Source organism: Streptomyces sp. RPT161, from assembly GCF_027533845.1.
GTDB classification, from domain to species: Bacteria; Actinomycetota; Actinomycetes; order Streptomycetales; family Streptomycetaceae; genus Streptantibioticus_A; species Streptantibioticus_A silvisoli_A.
On record NZ_JAPZVN010000002.1, the window covers coordinates 229,805 to 246,895 of the forward strand.

A 17,091-nucleotide genomic window follows, 5' to 3' on the forward strand; every position below is an offset into this window, starting at 1 on the left:
GCCGGTGTGGCTGCTGGCTCCGCCCGCGTTGTCGGCTGCGGGGACGCCCCGGCAGGCCCCTCGGGTGGCGGACCTACCCGGGGAGCGTGCCGCGGCCCAGGCGCGGTGTGGTCAGGAAGCCCTCCGTCGCCGCGTTCGCGACAGCGATCCTCGGCAGCTCGGTCGCCCGCTCGTACAGCAGGTACCGCGGCTGCCACCGCGGATGGAACGCCGCGTTCACCCGCTGCACAGACTCCAACCGCCGCTTTCGCGCCAGCAGTTGAACGATGCCCCGGTGTACCCGGAAGACCCACCCGGTCCCCGGCCCCCCATGCTCCGCAGCGGTGTGGAACACCGTGAAGTTCAGCGACACCCGCTCAAGCCCGGCCACCGGCTCGGTCTCCGACCGGGCCCGTAGCAGCAGTTCCGCGATCATGTAGGGCACCAGTTCCCCGGACGACTCGCGGTCGCGCCGCATCAGGTCGAGCGTCAGCCCCGTCCGCCCCCAGGGCACAAGACTCAGCAGCGCGCAGGTGCGGTCATTGGGGTCACGGCACTCGACGAGCACGCAGTCACCGTCCGCCGCGGCGCCCAACCGCCCAAGCGCCATGGTGAACAGCCGGTCCGACGTGCCGTGCCGCCAGGCGTCCGCCAGATGCACCAGATGCGCCATCTCGGGCCCCGGGATGTCCCGGTGCCGCCGCACCACAACCGTGTAACCGGCGGCCCGGATCACCTCGTGCGCCCGCCGCAGCGGCCGTATCGCGTCGCCGTCCAGACTGAACCCGGCAGCGCCGACCACCGCTTCGTCGCCGAACGCCAGCACCTTCAGCCCGTACCGCTCGTACGCCGCCGCGGCGGCCTCGCTCGCCCCGGTCACCGCCGGAACCCAGGCGTGGGTACGGGCCACCTTCAGCCAGGCCTCGATCGCCTGCGGCCAGCCGCGCGGATCGCCGACCGGATCCCCGTAGGCCATCGCCACCCCGTTGGCCACCCGGTAGAGCACGGCCGCGTCGTAAGCCGCCGACCAGCACGCCGACTTGTCGTGCCGCAGTGCGAAGTAGCCGAGCGAGTCGAGGTCCCCGAACTCGTCCAGCAGCGTGCGCAGCCGCAGTTCGTCCTCCGGCAGCAGGCGGGCCCGGCCGCGCGGCGAGCGGAAGAAGGCCCGCAGCACCTGGAGGAAGAACGCCACGCTGATGACGTTGATCAGCAGGTCGGTCCAGCCGGGAACGCTGATCTCCGGCAGGTCGACCAGCATGGAGACGGTGAAGATCCGCAGTACCGCGTAGCGGAAGCAGGCCGCCCAGTCCGCCGTCGGCGGATGGTCGGTCTGGTGCACCAGCACCGTGCCGAGCCCCGCCGCCACCACCCCGCCGAGCACCAGATAGGCCAGCCCGCGCGCGATGTTGCCGCGCTCCCCGCGCACCCGGCAGACCGGCTCGGCGATCAGCAGGGCGAGCGGCACCGCGGTGGTCAGCCCGGCCGAGGCCCAGTTGAACGGATGCGCCCGGACCTCCGGCACCACCCCCAACGCCAGCCAGTACAAAGCCGCGTTGCCGGTCGACAGCACCAGCGCCACGATCCACGCGGCCCGCTTGCGGCGCCGCAGCATCACCGCGAGCAGCGCGGCCAGTGCCGCCGCCGTGAAGCCCGCGGTCACCAGGAACGGAGTGAAGAAGTCCCCGCTGTTGGCCCGGTGCACCCGGTTGCGGAAGGGGGCGATCAGGCCCGCCACCACGTCGAAGGTGGCCGCCAGCCGCAGGTACCAGACCACCGCCGTGGCACACGGCGAACTCAGCGGGCGCACCCAGCGTTCCAGCCTGGACGGCCCCAGATCCGCGGTGGACGGCCGGGTGGGAAGTGCCTTGCGCACCATCTCGGCGGCCCTGACCTGCGGGCGCTCCAGATGCGGCGCACCGGCCAGCGCGTCGTACAGTCGGGTGCGCACCGCGTCCAGCCGCCGGTGCAACCGGGCGTCCCGCCGTTCCGCGCGGGCCAGTCGGCGCGGCCGGGAGTAGTAGCGCCAACGCGCCCACGGACTGGTCGGCCGGGCCAGCCGGATGGCGCCGATCACCGCCAGCGGCGGCAGCGGCACGCCCAGCAGCCCGGTCCACACCTTGCCCTTGAGCAGGCAGATCACCACGAACACCAGCAACACCGCGACGGTGCTGAGGTTGCTGACGGCCTGTGGGCCGGTGAACCCGGTGAACGGCACCCAGCCGAGCAGCAGCATGACGATCATCGCGACGGTGAGGATCACCGCGTCAACCGACTTGCGGCCCTCCTCGCTCCAGTACACGTCCTCCAGATGCAGCACCAGCGCGAACTCGTCCAGCACCAGGCCGCAGCCGACACCGAAGACGACCGCCAGCACGTTGCGGGCCAGCGACGAGTCCGGGCGGATGGTGAACGCCCCGACGCCGCCGAGCAGCATCATCGCCTGGCCGAACACCACATGGTGGATGTGGAGTCCGCCCGGCGCGACGTTCCCCGGCCACCAGCGCACCCCTCGCCGGATCATCCGCACGCTGAACCGGATGAACACGAACGAGCCGACGAGACCGGTCAGCAGCAGGAACAGCGGCTGCCGCCCGGTCCGTACGATCCGGGAGGTGTAGGCGTGCACCAACCACTGCCACATGGTTCCGTACCATCTCCCGTCCTGCCCGCGCGGCGCGAGCAGGCACCGTACGCCGGGGCCCTCCGGCGCGTCCAACCCGTCCGGTCGGGACTATCTCGTGCCGGTGAGTCGGGCGTACACCACCACGTTGCCGGTGTAGCTGTGGGTCTTCCTGGAGAATCCGCCGCCGCAGGTGATCAGCCGGATCTCGGGGGCCGGGGTGCCGGCGTACACCTTCTCGGTGGGGAAGCCCTCCTTCGCGTACACCTCGATGCCGTAGATGGTGAACACCGCGGTGCGGTGGTCGGCGCGGGCCACCTCGACGGTGTTGCCCTTGTGCAGCGAGCCGAGGTTGTAGAACACCGCGGGGCCCGCCATGGTGTCGACATGCCCGGCCAGCACCGCGGCGCCCAGGGCGCCGGGTTGGGCGCTGCCGGTGTACCAGCCCGCCAGGTTGCGGTCGCTGTCCGGCGGCACCTGAAGTTCGTGGTCGGCGCCGATGCCGAGGTTCATCAGCGGCGCGTCCACGTGGATGGCCGGGATGCGGACCCGCCGCGGCGCGGAGTTCGGCATCGGCGGGACGGTCGGCGTGGAGGAGACGGCGCCGTGCCGCCCCGGTGGCAGGCCGTCGGACGCCTTGGGAGCGGGCGGCTGGCTCGACTGCGATCCGTCGTGCATCAGCCACGCGCCCGCCAGCAGCGCCAGCAGCGCCGCGGCGACGGCCGGTTTCGAAGGGGCGCGACGCGGCTGCCGGCCGGCGGGCTCGGCGGGTCCTGCGGGCTCGAAGTCCTGGGAGCGTTCCATGGCGACCTCCGTGAATGGCTGCCTTGTCGGAATGTTCCAGGGTCCGGTGCGGGAATCCGGCATCTGACCCGTTATCTGACAGAGGATCACACAATCTGCCGAACGGTGCGCGGCGGACATACGTGGAACCCGTACGGAGCACGCCGGACCCGGATTGCTAGCGTGACCTGTGACTTCGATACGCGACCGGGCCCACGGCCCCTCTGACGGCCCGTCGGCCGACGACGCGCCGGACGCGGGTACCGTGCGGCCCCGGCTGTTCGCCGATCTGACGCCGTTGCGGACATCGACCGCGTACCGCCGTCTGTGGTTCGGCAACACGATCTCCTGGATGGGCCAGCAGATGACCGCGCTGGCGGTCTCGCTCCAGGTCTACGCGGTCACCCGGTCCACCTTCTGCGTCGGCCTGGTGGGCCTGTGCTCGCTGGTGCCGCTGGTGGCCTTCGGGCTCTACGGCGGCGCGGTCGCGGACACCGTCGACCGCCGCAAGCTGGGCCTGGCGAGCGCCGGCGGGGCCACCGCGCTGTCCGTCGCGCTGGCGGTGGCGGCGCTGGTGGGCTTCCACCATGTGTGGTTCCTGTACGCGATCGTGGCGGCGCAGGCGATCTGCTTCGCCGTGAACTCCACCGCCCGCAGTTCGATGGTCCCCCGGCTGCTGCCCGCCAGGGCACTGCCCGCGGCCAACGCGTTGCAGTCGCTGACCAGCAATCTCGGCCTGATGGCCGGGCCGTCGCTGGGCGGCCTGATCGTCGGCCTGTGGGGTTACCAGGCCGCGTACCTGATCGACGCGGCGGCCTTCACCGCCTCGCTCTACGCCATGTGGCGGCTGCCCGCCATCCGCCCCGACGGCGGGGGACGGCGCGCCTCGGTGCGTGACGGGCTGCGCTTCCTGGCCACCCGGCCCAATGTGCGGATGACGTTCTTCTCCGATCTGGCGGCCATGGTGCTGGCTCAGCCCCGGGCGCTGTTCCCGGCCGTGGCGGCGCTGTGGTTCGGCGGCGGTGCCCGGACCGTCGGCCTGCTGGTGGCGGCGCCCGCCATCGGCGCGGTGCTCGGCGGGTTGTTCTCCGGCTGGCTCGGCCGGGTCCGTCGGCACGGTCTGGCGATCCTGTGCGCGGTGGCGTCCTGGGGCGCGGCGGTGGCCGTCTTCGGGCTCACCCGGCAACTGTGGCTGGGGATGGTGTTCCTGGCGGTGGCGGGCTGCTCGGACACCGTCTCCATGGTGTTCCGCAGCACGATGTTGCAGGCGGCGACGCCGGACGAGATGCGCGGCCGGCTGCAGGGCGTCTTCGTCGTGGTGGTCGCGGGCGGGCCACGGCTCGGCGACTTCCTCGCCGGTTCCGTCGCCAACCTGGCCTCACCCACCGTGGCGGTGGTCGGTGGCGGCCTCGCCTGCGTGCTGGTGCTCGGCCTACTGGCCCTGCGCTGGCCGGGCTTCGCCCGCTACGACGCCCGAACGCCCCGGGCATAGGGCCGGGTTCGGCGGCGCCACGCCAACTGATCGCCCCGCGTGCCGAGTTCGCCATGGCGCATGAACAGGCGGATTACGGGCAGACGGTCATGGCAACCGCGGCCACTGGCCGTCGCGTCTGTGGGGGTGTGGCCGTATTTCCGTGGCCGCGCGCAACGAAGAGAAGAAGGCAGGGCAGCAACATGGGTATCGTCGGCTGGATCGTACTGGGACTGCTCGCCGGGGCGATAGCCAAGATCCTGCTGCCCGGACGCGATCCGGGCGGCCTCGTGGGTACCACGCTCACCGGTATCGCCGGTGCGTTCCTCGGCGGGTGGCTGTCCGCCAAGTTCCTGCACCGGCCCATTCCGCACCAGTTCTTCGACCTCAAGACCTGGGCGGCCGCCATCGCGGGCTCGCTGATCCTGCTGATCATCTACCGAGTCCTCTTCGGCAACTCCCGCGCACGGCGCTAGCCGCACGAGCCCTACGGGGTTCGGGGGCCTGCCCCCAACAAACGAACGCCGCGGTGGCGGGCGACCCTCATGGCGTGGCCCGGCGGCGCCGGACCCACAGCGGCCCAGCCCGGGGCCGCTCAGGCCTCCAGGCCCAGCATGTGCCGCAGGATGTCCCGCAGGGCCGTCCGCTCCGCGGCGGACAGCTGGGCCAGTGGCTCCCGGGCGAACTCCAGCGAGGAGCGCAGCCGCTCGTACGTCTGCCTGCCTTCCGCCGTCGCCGCGGCCAGCTTGACCCGCCGGTCGGCCGGATCCGGGCGGCGTTCGACCAGGCCGCGGGCCTCCAGGCGGTCCACGATCCCGGTGATGTTCGACGGCTCGCACTTGAGCTGTTCCGCTATCCGCCGCATCGGCAGCGGTTCGAGGGCGAGCAGCCCCAGCACCCGGGCCTGCGCGCCGGTGAGCTGGTGCTTGCTCGCCGCCGCGTCGTACTCCGAGTGGTAGCGGGAGACGACGGTGCCGATGAGGTCGACGACCTCCCGGGTCAGGGGATCGATACGTGCTGCCATGGCACCAGGGTACCCATTTACTTGACAACATGAAATATCCAGGAGCATGGTTTATTCAGAACCTGAACCTTTGCCATGGCGGCCACGCCGTGGCGGAAGGAGAGCACCCTCCATGTCCGCACTGCCCACGACCAGCCGCGAATGGCACCTGACCGCCCGCCCGCAGGGCTGGCCGAAGCCCACCGACTTCGCTCTGCGTGAGAGCGCGATCCCCGCGCTCGCCCCCGGTCAGGTGCTGGTCCGCAACCTCTACATGTCGGTCGACCCGTACATGCGCGGCCGGATGAACGACGTCAAGTCCTACACGCCGCCGTTCCAGCTCGACCAACCGATGGACGGCGGAGCCGTCGGTGTCGTGATCGCCTCCGAGGCCGAGGGCCTCAAGGTCGGCGACCACGTGCTGCACGGGCTCGGTTGGCGTGAGTACGCGGTGCTGGACGCCAAGCACACCACCACCGTCGACCCGGACGCCGCGCCGCTGTCCAAGTACCTCGGCGTCCTGGGCATGCCCGGGCTGACCGCCTACGCCGGACTGCTGCGGGTCGCCGCCTTCAAGGAGGGCGACGCGGTCTTCGTCTCCGGCGCCGCCGGTGCGGTGGGCAGCCTGGTCGGCCAGATCGCCAAGCTCAAGGGCGCCTCCCGGGTCATCGGCTCGGCCGGGTCGGACGAGAAGGTCAAGTCGCTGGTCGAGGAGCACGGCTTCGACGCGGCGTTCAACTACAAGAGCGGCCCGGTCGCCGAGCAGCTCAAGCAGGCCGCTCCGGACGGCATCGACGTGTACTTCGACAACGTCGGCGGCGAGCACCTGGAGGCCGCGATCAGCTCGCTCAACGTGCACGGCCGCGCCGCGATCTGCGGCATGATCGCGCAGTACAACGCGACCGAGCCGCCCGCCGCCCCGCGCAACCTGGCGCTGGTCATCGGCAAGCGACTGCGCCTCGAAGGGCTGCTGGTCGCCGACCACGGCGACCTGAAGGAGCAGTTCATCCAGGAGGTCGGCGGCTGGCTCCGGGAGGGCAAGGTGCACTCCCGGGAAACCGTGGTCAACGGCATCGACAGTGCCGTGGAGGCGTTCCTCGGCCTGCTGCGCGGCGACAACACCGGAAAGATGGTCGTCAAGCTCGCCGACTGACCCGGACGGCCGGGGGGGTGTCGCGCGGCGCCTGCCGCGCTCGCCTAGGCTCAGCACCAGACCGTCGCGACCGTGGGCGCGAGTCGCGGCGCACCACCAGGAGGATATTGCGCATGTCCATCCAGTCCATCGACGTGCTCTACACCGCCGTGGCGACCGCGGAGAACGGCCGGGACGGCCGGGTCTCCAGCGACGACGGCAAGCTTGATGTCGTGGTCAACCCGCCCAAGGAGATGGGCGGCAGCGGCGCCGGGACCAACCCGGAGCAGTTGTTCGCCGCCGGGTACAGCGCCTGCTTCCAGGGCGCGCTCGGCGTGGTCGCCCGCCAGGAGAAGGCGGACATCTCCGGCTCGACGGTGACCGCCAAGGTCGGCATCGGCAAGACCTCGGCGGGCGGCTTCGGCCTCCGGGTCGACATCTCGGCGTCCATTCCGAACGTCGACGCCGAGACCGCCAGGTCGCTGGTGGAGAAGGCGCACCAGGTGTGCCCGTACTCCAACGCTACGCGCGGCAACATCGAGGTGACCCTGTCCGTCGACTGACGGTCAACTCATCGCGCAGGTAAGGGGCGTGCTCCATGGAGCACGCCCCTTACCTGTTCAACCGTGCGCACCACGCCGGCCGGTTACAGGGTTCGCCTCCACACCCCTGCGGCCCCCCGCCCGGGCTCCGCGGCTGCGGCTGTGGCCGGGATCGTCATATCCGTGGCCTTGCGGCCATTGCCGGACGGCCGTGAGCATGGACGGGTGACACAGCGCCGCATCGTCTTCCTCGTCTATCCGGGGTTCCAGGTGTTGGACCTGACGGGGCCGCATGAGGTCTTCGGGCAGGCGGGGGGCTATGCGGTCGAGGTCGTCGCCTCCGGGGAGGGGGCGGTGCGGGCCAGCCACGGGGTCGAGGTCGTGCCCACAGGGACTGTCCAGCGGTGCGGGGGACCGCTGGACACCTTGGTGGTCGTCGGCGGCCCCGGGTACCGGGAGGCCGCTGACGACGCGGTGCTCATCGGCTGGCTGCGGCACGCCGCAGGCCGGGCCCGCCGCGTCGCCTCCGTGTGTACCGGCGCGTTCCCGCTCGCCCGGGCCGGGCTGCTGGACGGACGGCGCGCCGTCACCCACTGGGCGTACTGCGAACCGCTGGCCCGCGAGTACCCGGAAGTGACGGTCGCCCCGGACCACATCTTCGTGCGCGACGGTGACGTATGGACCTCCGCCGGAGTGACCGCCGGCATGGACATGGCGCTCGCCATGGTCGAGGAGGACCACGGGTCCGAGGTCTCCCGGACCATCGCCCGGCGACTGGTGATGTTCGTCCAACGCCCGGGCGGTCAGGCGCAGTTCAGCACCCAGCTCGCCGCGCAGCGGCCGACCCGCGAGCCGCTGCGCGAGCTTCAGGCCTGGGTCGCCGACCATCTCGCCGACGACCTGACGATCCGCGTGCTGGCCGAAAGGGCCGGTATGAGCGAACGCAACTTCACCCGGGTCTTCCGCGCCGAGACCGGCCGCACTCCGGCCGCCTACGTGGAGACCGTGCGGGTCGAGGCGGCCCGCGCGCTGCTGGAGACCACGGACATCACCGTCGACGCGATCGCCAGGGCCTGCGGCTTCGGCGCCGCCGAAACGCTGCACCGACGCTTCAAGCACACCCTCGGCGTCACCCCGAGCCAGTACCGGCAGCACTTCTCCACCGTCCGCTGAACCACCGCACAAGGAGCGCCCATGCGCATCGTCATCCCGGTCTTCGACGGTTTCACCGCACTCGACGCGATCGGCCCGTACGAGGTGCTGCACGGACTGCCGGACGCGCAGGTGGTCTTCGCCGCCGAGCGGCCGGGGCCGGTACGCCCCGACGGGGGCACCCCCGCGCTGCTCGCGGAGGCCGCGCTGGCTGACCTGGACTCCTGCGACGTCCTGCTGGTCCCCGGCGGTCCCGGCGCCCGCCGCCGACTCGACGACGAACCGCTGCTGGAGCAGATCCGCCGGCTGCACGAGCTGGCGCAGTGGACCACCTCGGTGTGCACCGGCTCGCTGCTGCTGGCCGCCGCCGGGCTGCTCAGGGGCCTGGAGGCCACCACCCACTGGAGCGCGGCGGCCGTCCTGGAGTCCTACGGCGCCACGTACACCCCGCGGCGCACCGTCTTCCAGGGCCGGATCGTCACCGCCGCCGGGGTCTCCTCCGGCATCGACATGGCCCTCGCCCTGGTGGAGCGCATCGCGGACCGCACCCACGCCGAGGCGTTGCAGCTGCTCATCGAGTACGACCCGCAGCCGCCGTTCGACGCGGGAGCACCCGACAAGGCGCCGCAGGCCGCCAAGGACCTGCTGGCCGAGTGGCGCCCGTACACCGCTACTCGCTGAACGCCCAGCCGGTCCACCGGTCGACGGCGACGACGACGACCGGTCCCTGCGGCAACCGGCCTTCGTACTGCGGGTACTTGGCGGCCAGCCGCTGGACCGGTTCGGTGCGGTCCTCGCCCTCGGCCAGGACGCGCGCGGTGCCGTCGGCCCGTACCCACCACAGGCGGCGCCACTCCTCCTCGTAGTGGTCCACCAGCAGCGAGACCTGGGGCGTGGCGCGGATGTTGTGCAGCCGCCGCAGGTCCTGGTGGCGCTTGGGCTTGTGGTCGACCGCCATGAACACCGTACGGTCGACCGCGGCGAAGACCGCCGGGACCAGATGCGGGCGGCCCCGCTCGTCGACCGTGGCCAGCCGCAGCACCCTGGCGGCGGCGAACCGGCGCCACGCCTCGTCCTCGGGCAGTCGCATGCCGTGAGGCTACCCGGCCCCGGCACGCCGGATCAGCTCCTGGTCACCCCGGCGTAGCCGAGCCGGGCCAGTCGCGCCTGCCCCTGTGCGCTGGGGTGGAACCAGTCCCAGGTACTCAACTCGCCCGTGCCGAAGGCGTATTGGAAGACCGCGCCGCCGTCGTACCGGCACAGCGGGTACCGTCCGCACACCTCGCCCAGCGCGCTGTTGTACGCCACCACCCTGTCCCGTACCGCCGCGCGTCGGGCCGTGGCGTCGGGACCGGTGTTGACGGCGTCGGCCAGCATCGACGGGCAGATGCCCAGCTTCCATATCTCCCTGCCCACCGGGTTCTGCCGCTCGACGGACCACAGCCGGAGCAGGTCGGGAACGCTGGAGACGTAGACCTCGGTCTTCGGCGAGGTGCGGCGCAGCGCCTCCATCGCCGCGGTGAACTGGTCCCGGAATTCGGCGACCGGCGTCATCCCGTCCATCGAGCGGGCGCAGGCGTCGTTGGCACCCATCAGCACCGTCACCAACTGGGGCCGCTGCCGCGCCGCCTGGGCCATCTGGTCGCGCAGCTCGGCCATTCGCGCACCGGTCCGCGCGAAGTTCCAGGAACCGCCCACGCGGGAGCCCCGCAGCCTTCCGGCCAGGCTGTCCACATCGGAGCGGGTGCCGGTCACCCAGGACACCTCGGGGCAGTCGGCCAGCAGGGAACAGGCGTCGAAGCCACGGGTGATGGAGTCGCCGAGTGCGGCCACCGACTCGGGGTGCGGGTTCCACGCGGGGGGCGGGTGCCCTGGCGGACTGCCGGGCGCGTGCGGCGGTCCCGAGCTGCCCGTTGCGCAGCCGGTGAGCAGCAGGACAGCGGCGGCGAGGACGGCCGTGACACCGCGTCCGGCCCACCGTCCGCGTGTCCTGCCGCGACCTTGGGCCTCTCGCATCGTTGTCCTCTCGGATGACCGGGTGATATCTGTCTGAGCCCGACGGTACGTCACCCTCGAAAGGACAGTGCACGGTAGCTTTTCCCTGACGGTTCTACCGGGCCGAAGTCGGCTCGGTGGCGAAGAGGTGGTCGACAGAGGTTTGGGTGCGAACGATCAGTTCTTGTCCCGTTTGCTAAAAATGGTGCAGAATGTCTGGTGCTGTCGCTATTGCGGAGCCACTGGATCGGGCGTGAGGCCGCTGGGGAAGGCGAACCTCGTCCCACACTGGAGGTCCCGGTGACGACACGTGGAGTTCTTTACGTGCACTCCGCACCCCGCGCGCTGTGCCCGCACGTTGAATGGGCTGTCGCGGGCGTGCTCGGTGTGCGCGTCAGCCTTGACTGGATCCGTCAGCCCGCCGCGCCCGGCACCTGGCGCGCCGAGTTCTCCTGGCATGGCGACCCCGGTACGGCGTCGAAGCTCGCCTCGGCGCTGCGGGGTTGGCATCTGCTGCGCTTCGAGGTGACCGCGGAACCCTGTGCCACCGCCGAGGGCGAGCGGTACAGCAGCACGCCGGAGCTCGGCATCTTCCACGCCGTGACCGGAATGCACGGCGACATCCTCATCCCGGAGGACCGGCTGCGCGCCGCACTGGCCAGGTCGATGCGGGGCGAGGCGGACCTGGAGGGCGAGGTCGCCAGGCTGCTCGGCAAGCCGTGGGACGACGAGTTGGAGCCGTTCCGGTACGCGGGCGAGGGCGCGCCGGTGCGCTGGTTGCACCAGGTGGTCTAACCACCGGGCTATGCCGTTGACCACGCACCGGCTCCAAGCCGTAGCGTGCTCAGCATGGCTGACACGATTTCAGTAGCGGTACTGGGTACCGGCACGATGGGCGCGCCGATGGCGCGCAACCTGCTCAGGGCCGGTCACACCGTACGGGTGTGGAACCGCACCCGCTCGCGCGCGGAGCCGCTCGCCGCGGACGGCGCCTATGTGGCCGACGATCCGGCCGACGCGGTGCGGGGGGTGGACGCCGTCCTGACCATCCTGCTGGACGGCCCCAGCGTCCTCGCCGCGATGCGGGAGGCCGCGCCCGAGCTTCGGCGCGGCGCGGTCTGGTTGCAGTCGAGCACCGTGGGGCCCGCGGCGCTGGCGCCGCTGGCCGAACTGGCGGCGGAGCACGGGGTGTACTTCGTGGACTCCCCGGTACTGGGCACCAAGGCCCCTGCCGAGCAGGGCCAGTTGCAGGTGCTGGCGGCCGGGCCGCAGGCGGCCAGGCCCGTCGCCGACCAGGTCTTCGACGCGATCGGCAGCCGTACGCTCTGGCTCGGCGAGGACGGCGCCGAGGGGGCGGCCAGCAAGCTCAAGCTGGTCTTCAACAACTGGGTGCTCACCGTGATCAACGGCACCGCGGAGACGCTGGCGCTCGCCAAGGGCCTTGGAGTCGACCCCCAGCGCTTCCTGGACGCACTGGAGGGCACCCTGCTGGACTCGGGCTACCTCCGGATGAAGGCCAAGGCCATCCTGAACGAGGACTACACGCCCAGCTTCACCGTCTCGGCGGCCATAAAGGACGCCCGGCTGATCACGGAGGCCGCCGAACAGGCCGGTGTACGGCTGGACTTGGCGCCCGCCGGAGTCGAGCGCCTGCGCCGCGCGGAGGCGCAGGGACACGGCGGCAAGGACGGCGCGGCGTCATACCTGGCGAGCTTCGAGGGCTAGCCGGGGCTGAGGGCACTGGAGGAGAAATCTCTCCCTACGCCAGCAGGCGGTCGAGAGCGCGCCTCGTACGGGCGGGGGCGCGCCGATCGCCGAAGAGTTGGATGGCTTGGTTCAAACCCATGTAGAGCCCGATGAGTTCGAAGGCGAGCTGCCGCGGGTCGGTGTCCCGTGGCAACTCGCCCGCTCGTACCGCGATCCGTAGGTCCACCACCAGGCGCCGCCGCCACATGCTGAACAGCCGGGCGATCGCCTCCCGTACCGGCCCCTCGCGGCCGTCGAACTCCACCGCCACCGTGGTGAACAGACAGCCGCCGGGGAACACCGCCCGCTCCCGCTCCAGATAGGTGATCCACCGCTCGCACACCGCGCGCAGCCGGGTCAGCCCCGGCCTGGCGTCGGCGGCCGGTTCCCACACCGAGGCGGTGAAGATCGCCGACGCCCTTTCCAGCGCGGCCAGTTGCAGCGCCTCCTTGCTGCCGAAGTGACCGAGCAGCCCGGACTTGCTGATGCCGAGGTCAGCGGCGAGCCGCCCGATGGTCAGCCCTTCCAGCCCCTCCAACGAGGCGAGCGCGACGCTGCGCTCCACGATCCGGTCCCGCGTTCTACGGGCTTCGGCGAAGGAATTGCGCGGGCTCATGCCCCTCATGGTATCCACCGCGGCATTTAACTTCCGATCGATCGGTCGCTATAGTCTGCGCAAACGATCACCGAAGCAGGGGGTAGACAACGTGACCGGAACCCGTATCGCCGCACTGGGCCACTACCAGCCCTCCCGCGTCCTCACCAACCACGACCTGGCGAAGATGGTCGACACCAGCGACGAGTGGATCCGCCAGCGCACCGGCATCGTGACGCGGCACATCGCGGATGAGGAGTCGGTCACCGACCTCGCAACGGCGGCCGGAGGCAAGGCCCTGGCCGCGGCAGGGCTGCGGCCCGACGAGATCGGCCTGGTCACCGTCGCCACCTGTAGCGCGATCGACCGCTGCCCGAGCATCGCCGCCCAGGTCGCGGGCCGCCTCGAAGTGCCGGGTGCGGTGGCGTTCGACCTCAACAACGGCTGCGCTGGCTTCGGCACGGCGCTGGCCACCGCCGACCACTCGGTACGGGCGGGCGCGGCCCGGCACGCCCTGGTGATCGGGGCCGAGAAGATGTCCGACGTCACGGACTGGACGGATCGCGGCACCTGCGTGCTGCTCGGCGACGGCGCCGGGGCAGCGGTGGTCAGTCGTGCCGACCGCGACGGCATCGGACCGGTCGTCTGGGGATCCGACCCGAGCCGTCGGGACGCGGTCCGCCTGGACGGCGAGTGGCAGCCGCGGTTCCGGCAGCAGGGCCAGACCGTCTTCCGCTGGGCCACCACCGAGCTGGCGCCACTCGCCCAGGAGGCGTGTCGCCGGGCTGGCTTCAGCCCGGCGGACCTGGTGGGCGTGGTCACCCACCAGGCCAACCTGCGCATCATCGAGGCCGTGGTACGGCAACTGGGCTTGCGGGACGAGGCGGTCGTCGCCCGCGACGTGGTGGAGTCCGGCAACACCTCAGCGGCGTCCGTGCCGTTGGCGCTCTCGAAGCTCGTAGAGCGCGGGGAGATCACCTCGGGTGGCCCCGTCCTCCTGCTCGCCTTCGGCGGCGGGCTGTCCTGGACGGCCCAGGTCGTCATGTGCCCTTGACGCCTTTCGGCGTTGGCCGTTCGGGGTACGGCCGGTTCGGCACCGCCGGACCACGCCGTTGTGGCCGCCCGCCGTCCGCGCCGGACTCTGCTACCGGCCGTGGTCGTTGGCTCGCCGACGCGGCGGCGTCTTCGTGCCAGCCGCCGCGACGGCGATAACCGCCACAGCGGAGAGCGGCGGCGCCGAAGGCGCCTCAGCTGGTGGCGGGAGCCGTGGCTTGGAGGCGTCGACGTCGCCTGAGAGCCCGGCGGCAGCGCTAGAGCGGGATGTTGCCGTGCGCTCCCCGGCGGGCCGGTGCCTCGTGGATGGCCCGCGCGATCGCGGAGCGGGTGGTGTCGGGGGAGACCACCTCGTCCACGACGCCGAGTTCCATCGCCTTGGGAAGGCCGCCCGCCACGATCTCGTGCTCCGCGGCCAGTTCGAGCTCGATCTGTTCCTTCAGCTCGTCGGGGACCTGGGCGAGCCGTCGCCGGTGCAGGATCCGCACCGCCGCCAGCGCGCCCATCACCGCGACCTGGGCCTGCGGCCAGGCCAGCACCCTGGTCGCGCCGAGGGCACGGGCGTTCATCGCGATGTACGCGCCCCCGTACGCCTTGCGGGTGACCAGGGTGACCCGCGGCACCACGCTCTCCCCGAACGCGTGCAGCAGCTTCGCACCACGGCGCACCACGCCGTCCCACTCCTGGCCGACGCCCGGCAGATAGCCGGGCACGTCCACCAGCACCACCAGCGGCACCCCGAACGCGTCACACATCCGCACGAAGCGCGCCGCCTTCTCCGCGGACAGCGAGTCCAGGCAACCGCCGAGCCGCAGCGGGTTGTTGGCGACCACACCGACCGCCTTGCCGCCCAGCCGGCCCAGTGAGGTGACGATGTTCGGCGCCCACTTCGGGTGCAGTTCGGTTCCGGGGGAGTCCAACACCCCGTCCACCAGCGGCCGTACGTCATAGGCGCGCCGCGCGGACTCCGGCAGCAGCCCGCCCAGCTCCCGGTCCTCGACCTGGTCGAGCCGCAACTCGCTCGGGCTGCCCAGGAGTTCGGCCAGCCAGCGGGCCCTGTCCAGCGCGTCCCGCTCGGAGTCGGCGAGCACATGCACCACGCCGGAGCGGCGGCCGTGCGGCTCCGGGCCGCCGAGCCGCGCCATGTCGACGCTCTCCCCGGTGACCGTACGCACCACCTCGGGGCCGGTGACGAAGATCCGGCCGTCCGGCCCCAGGACCACCACATCGGTCAGCGCGGGTCCGTACGCCGCGCCGCCGGCCGCCGGGCCCAGTACCACCGAGATCTGCGGAACCCGACCGGAGGCCAGGATCATCGCGTGGAAGACCCGCCCGACCGCGTCCAGCGAGCCGACGCCCTCCTGGAGCCGGGCGCCGCCCGAGTGGTAGATCCCGATGATCGGGCAGTTCTCGGCCACCGCCCGGTCATAGGCGCGAACCACATGGTCACAGCCCTCGGCGCCCATGGCACCGCCCTGCACGGTCGGGTCGGAGGCGAACGCCACCGCCTTCATCCCGTTGATCGTGCCGATCGCGGTGAGCATGCCCGACTCGTCGTAGGCCGAGACCTCCTGGTAGCCCTCCGGATCCAGCAGGGCCCGCAGACGCAGCCGCGGATTACGCGGATCACTGTCGCGGGCCTCGCTGGCCATCCGTTGGCCTCCTCGGGTCAGGGCGCGGGCGGACCTGGCGTCGCCGCCGGGGCCGCCCGGCCCTGCCGATCAGCTCTTGCGGAACGCCAGGACGACGTTGAGACCGCCGAAGCCGAACGAGTCATTGAGCGCGGCGATGCTGCCCTCCGGCAGGGCCCGCGGCTCAGCGCGCACGATGTCCGCGTCGACCTCGGGGTCGAGGTTGTCCACATTGATCGTCGGCGGAGCCAGACGGTTGTGCAACGCGAGAACGGTGGCCACCGTCTCCACACCGCCCGCACCACCGAGCAGATGGCCGGTCATCGACTTGGTGGCGGAGACCGCCATGTGGTCGACGTCGTCGCCGAAGACGGAACGCAGCGCCCGAAGCTCGCCGACGTCACCCAGCGGCGTCGAGGTGGCGTGCGCGTTGACGTGCACGATCTCCGCGGGCTTCAGGTCGGAGTTGTCCAGCAGGTTGCCGAACGCGTCGGCGATGCCGCGGCCGGTGGGCTCCGGCTGCGCGATGTGGTGGGCGTCGGCCGAGATGCCCTGGCCGATCGCCTCGCAGTACACCCGGGCACCGCGCCTGGCGGCGTGCTCGGCGGACTCCAGGACGACGATGCCCGAGCCCTCGCCCAGCACGAAGCCGTCGCGGGCCACGTCGTAGGGGCGGGAGGCGCCCTGCGGGTCGTCGTTGTTCTTCGACATCGCCATCATGTTGGCGAACGCGGCGATCGGCAGCGGGTGAACCGCCGCCTCCGTGCCGCCCGCCACGACCACGTCGGCGCGGCCGGTGCGGATCATCTCGATGGCGTAGCCGATCGCCTCGGCGCCCGAGGCACAGGCGCTGACCGGGGTGTGGGTACCGGCACGGGCGTTCAGCTCGATGCTGACGTTGGCCGACGGGCTGTTCGGCATCAGCATCGGCACGGTGTGCGGGGACACCTTGCGGAAGCCCTGCTCACGCAGGATGTCGTACTGGCCGAGCAGGGTCGTGACGCCGCCGATGCCGGAGGCCACCACGGTGCCCAGGCGGTCCGGGTCGACGGCGGAGTCGTCACCGGCCTTGCCGGTGAAGCCGGCGTCCGCCCATGCCTCACGCGCCGCGATCAGTGCGAACTGCGCGGAACGGTCCAGCCTGCGGGCGAGCGGCCGGGGCAGGATCTCAGCGGGCTCCACGGCGATCTCCGCCGCGATGCGGACCGGAAGGTCAGCGGCCCACTCCTGCTTCAGGGGCGCCACGCCGGAGCGTCCGGCGAGCAGCGCCTCCCAGGTCGATGCGCTGTCGCCACCCAAGGGTGTGGTTGCGCCGATACCGGTGACGACCACGGTGCGATTGGTCGGGTTCACTGGAATTCTTGTCTCCACGTATCGAGGGTGAAGGCA

Annotated in this window: 17 protein-coding genes; 9 read left to right on the forward strand and 8 right to left on the reverse strand. The window is 71.7% G+C overall.

Annotated features, from left to right (window positions below; genetic code table 11):
* Positions 1–73: 73 nt before the first annotated feature.
* Together O5O46_RS05565 and O5O46_RS05570 are read right to left on the reverse strand one after the other, a co-directional pair.
* Entirely contained in the window at positions 74–2,620 is a 2,547-nt protein-coding gene (locus O5O46_RS05565; RefSeq protein ID WP_269854102.1) for a phosphatidylglycerol lysyltransferase domain-containing protein, read from the reverse strand.
* Positions 2,621–2,710: 90 nt separating this feature from the next.
* Positions 2,711–3,403, reverse strand: a complete 693-nt coding sequence (locus O5O46_RS05570; protein WP_313879555.1) for a class F sortase — start codon at positions 3,401–3,403, stop codon at positions 2,711–2,713.
* Positions 3,404–3,581: 178 nt separating this feature from the next.
* On the opposite strand from O5O46_RS05570, the gene O5O46_RS05575 reads away from it, so the two are divergent.
* Both O5O46_RS05575 and O5O46_RS05580 read left to right on the forward strand, forming a co-directional pair.
* On the forward strand, positions 3,582–4,874 hold the full coding sequence (locus O5O46_RS05575) for an MFS transporter (RefSeq protein WP_443072425.1): 1,293 nt from the start codon (positions 3,582–3,584) through the stop codon (positions 4,872–4,874).
* 182 nt (positions 4,875–5,056) lie between these two features.
* Positions 5,057–5,329, forward strand: coding sequence for a GlsB/YeaQ/YmgE family stress response membrane protein (locus O5O46_RS05580; RefSeq protein WP_269854103.1), 273 nt, complete (start codon positions 5,057–5,059; stop codon positions 5,327–5,329).
* 119 nt (positions 5,330–5,448) lie between these two features.
* Here O5O46_RS05580 and O5O46_RS05585 read toward each other — a convergent pair whose 3' ends face one another.
* Entirely contained in the window at positions 5,449–5,877 is a 429-nt protein-coding gene (locus O5O46_RS05585) for a MarR family winged helix-turn-helix transcriptional regulator (protein ID WP_269854104.1), read from the reverse strand.
* A 112-nt stretch (positions 5,878–5,989) separates the two neighbouring features.
* Between O5O46_RS05585 and O5O46_RS05590 the strand changes: the two genes are divergently transcribed.
* The 4 genes from O5O46_RS05590 to O5O46_RS05605 all read left to right on the forward strand — a co-directional run bounded on the left by O5O46_RS05590 (position 5,990) and on the right by O5O46_RS05605 (position 9,363).
* Positions 5,990–7,009, forward strand: a complete 1,020-nt coding sequence (locus O5O46_RS05590; RefSeq protein ID WP_269854105.1) for an NADP-dependent oxidoreductase — start codon at positions 5,990–5,992, stop codon at positions 7,007–7,009.
* Positions 7,010–7,122: 113 nt separating this feature from the next.
* Complete coding sequence (locus O5O46_RS05595) at positions 7,123–7,551, forward strand: organic hydroperoxide resistance protein (RefSeq protein WP_269854106.1); 429 nt, start codon at positions 7,123–7,125, stop codon at positions 7,549–7,551.
* 204 nt (positions 7,552–7,755) lie between these two features.
* Positions 7,756–8,703 (forward strand): GlxA family transcriptional regulator, encoded by a 948-nt coding sequence (locus O5O46_RS05600; protein WP_269854107.1) that lies wholly within the window; start codon positions 7,756–7,758, stop codon positions 8,701–8,703.
* A 21-nt stretch (positions 8,704–8,724) separates the two neighbouring features.
* On the forward strand, positions 8,725–9,363 hold the full coding sequence (locus tag O5O46_RS05605; protein ID WP_269854108.1) for a DJ-1/PfpI family protein: 639 nt from the start codon (positions 8,725–8,727) through the stop codon (positions 9,361–9,363).
* On the opposite strand, the gene O5O46_RS05610 is transcribed toward O5O46_RS05605, so the two are convergent.
* A complete protein-coding gene (locus O5O46_RS05610; RefSeq protein ID WP_269854109.1) occupies positions 9,353–9,772 on the reverse strand; it encodes a TIGR03668 family PPOX class F420-dependent oxidoreductase in 420 nt (139 codons plus the stop codon). The two genes, O5O46_RS05605 and O5O46_RS05610, sit on opposite strands and share 11 nt — an antisense overlap.
* A 32-nt stretch (positions 9,773–9,804) precedes the next feature.
* Complete coding sequence (locus O5O46_RS05615; protein WP_269854110.1) at positions 9,805–10,698, reverse strand: SGNH/GDSL hydrolase family protein; 894 nt, start codon at positions 10,696–10,698, stop codon at positions 9,805–9,807.
* A 279-nt stretch (positions 10,699–10,977) separates the two neighbouring features.
* Between O5O46_RS05615 and O5O46_RS05620 the strand changes: the two genes are divergently transcribed.
* Both O5O46_RS05620 and O5O46_RS05625 read left to right on the forward strand, forming a co-directional pair.
* Complete coding sequence (locus O5O46_RS05620; protein ID WP_269854111.1) at positions 10,978–11,472, forward strand: DUF3145 domain-containing protein; 495 nt, start codon at positions 10,978–10,980, stop codon at positions 11,470–11,472.
* 54 nt (positions 11,473–11,526) lie between these two features.
* The gene (locus O5O46_RS05625; protein WP_269854112.1) at positions 11,527–12,402 is read left to right on the forward strand and encodes an NAD(P)-dependent oxidoreductase; all 876 of its coding nucleotides are present in this window, start codon (positions 11,527–11,529) and stop codon (positions 12,400–12,402) included.
* A gap of 34 nt (positions 12,403–12,436) precedes the next feature.
* Here the strand turns inward: O5O46_RS05625 and O5O46_RS05630 are convergent, their stop codons facing one another.
* The gene (locus tag O5O46_RS05630) at positions 12,437–13,039 is read right to left on the reverse strand and encodes a TetR/AcrR family transcriptional regulator (protein ID WP_269854113.1); all 603 of its coding nucleotides are present in this window, start codon (positions 13,037–13,039) and stop codon (positions 12,437–12,439) included.
* Positions 13,040–13,130: 91 nt separating this feature from the next.
* Between O5O46_RS05630 and O5O46_RS05635 the strand changes: the two genes are divergently transcribed.
* Entirely contained in the window at positions 13,131–14,072 is a 942-nt protein-coding gene (locus tag O5O46_RS05635) for a beta-ketoacyl-ACP synthase III (protein WP_269854114.1), read from the forward strand.
* A gap of 256 nt (positions 14,073–14,328) precedes the next feature.
* Here the strand turns inward: O5O46_RS05635 and O5O46_RS05640 are convergent, their stop codons facing one another.
* Positions 14,329–15,723, reverse strand: a complete 1,395-nt coding sequence (locus tag O5O46_RS05640) for an acyl-CoA carboxylase subunit beta (protein WP_269854115.1) — start codon at positions 15,721–15,723, stop codon at positions 14,329–14,331.
* Between the two features lie 69 nt (positions 15,724–15,792).
* Entirely contained in the window at positions 15,793–17,055 is a 1,263-nt protein-coding gene (gene fabF, locus O5O46_RS05645) for a beta-ketoacyl-ACP synthase II (protein ID WP_269854116.1), read from the reverse strand.
* Positions 17,056–17,091 lie beyond the last annotated feature (36 nt).

Coding starts and splice junctions, on each gene's coding strand:
- O5O46_RS05565 (WP_269854102.1), bottom strand. CDS start 2,620: ATGTGGCAGTGGTTGGTGCACGCCTACACCTCCCGGATCGTACGGACC.
- O5O46_RS05570 (WP_313879555.1), bottom strand. CDS start 3,403: ATGGAACGCTCCCAGGACTTCGAGCCCGCAGGACCCGCCGAGCCCGCC.
- O5O46_RS05580 (WP_269854103.1), top strand. CDS start 5,057: ATGGGTATCGTCGGCTGGATCGTACTGGGACTGCTCGCCGGGGCGATA.
- O5O46_RS05585 (WP_269854104.1), bottom strand. CDS start 5,877: ATGGCAGCACGTATCGATCCCCTGACCCGGGAGGTCGTCGACCTCATC.
- O5O46_RS05590 (WP_269854105.1), top strand. CDS start 5,990: ATGTCCGCACTGCCCACGACCAGCCGCGAATGGCACCTGACCGCCCGC.
- O5O46_RS05595 (WP_269854106.1), top strand. CDS start 7,123: ATGTCCATCCAGTCCATCGACGTGCTCTACACCGCCGTGGCGACCGCG.
- O5O46_RS05605 (WP_269854108.1), top strand. CDS start 8,725: ATGCGCATCGTCATCCCGGTCTTCGACGGTTTCACCGCACTCGACGCG.
- O5O46_RS05610 (WP_269854109.1), bottom strand. CDS start 9,772: ATGCGACTGCCCGAGGACGAGGCGTGGCGCCGGTTCGCCGCCGCCAGG.
- O5O46_RS05615 (WP_269854110.1), bottom strand. CDS start 10,698: ATGCGAGAGGCCCAAGGTCGCGGCAGGACACGCGGACGGTGGGCCGGA.
- O5O46_RS05625 (WP_269854112.1), top strand. CDS start 11,527: ATGGCTGACACGATTTCAGTAGCGGTACTGGGTACCGGCACGATGGGC.
- O5O46_RS05630 (WP_269854113.1), bottom strand. CDS start 13,039: ATGAGCCCGCGCAATTCCTTCGCCGAAGCCCGTAGAACGCGGGACCGG.
- O5O46_RS05640 (WP_269854115.1), bottom strand. CDS start 15,723: ATGGCCAGCGAGGCCCGCGACAGTGATCCGCGTAATCCGCGGCTGCGT.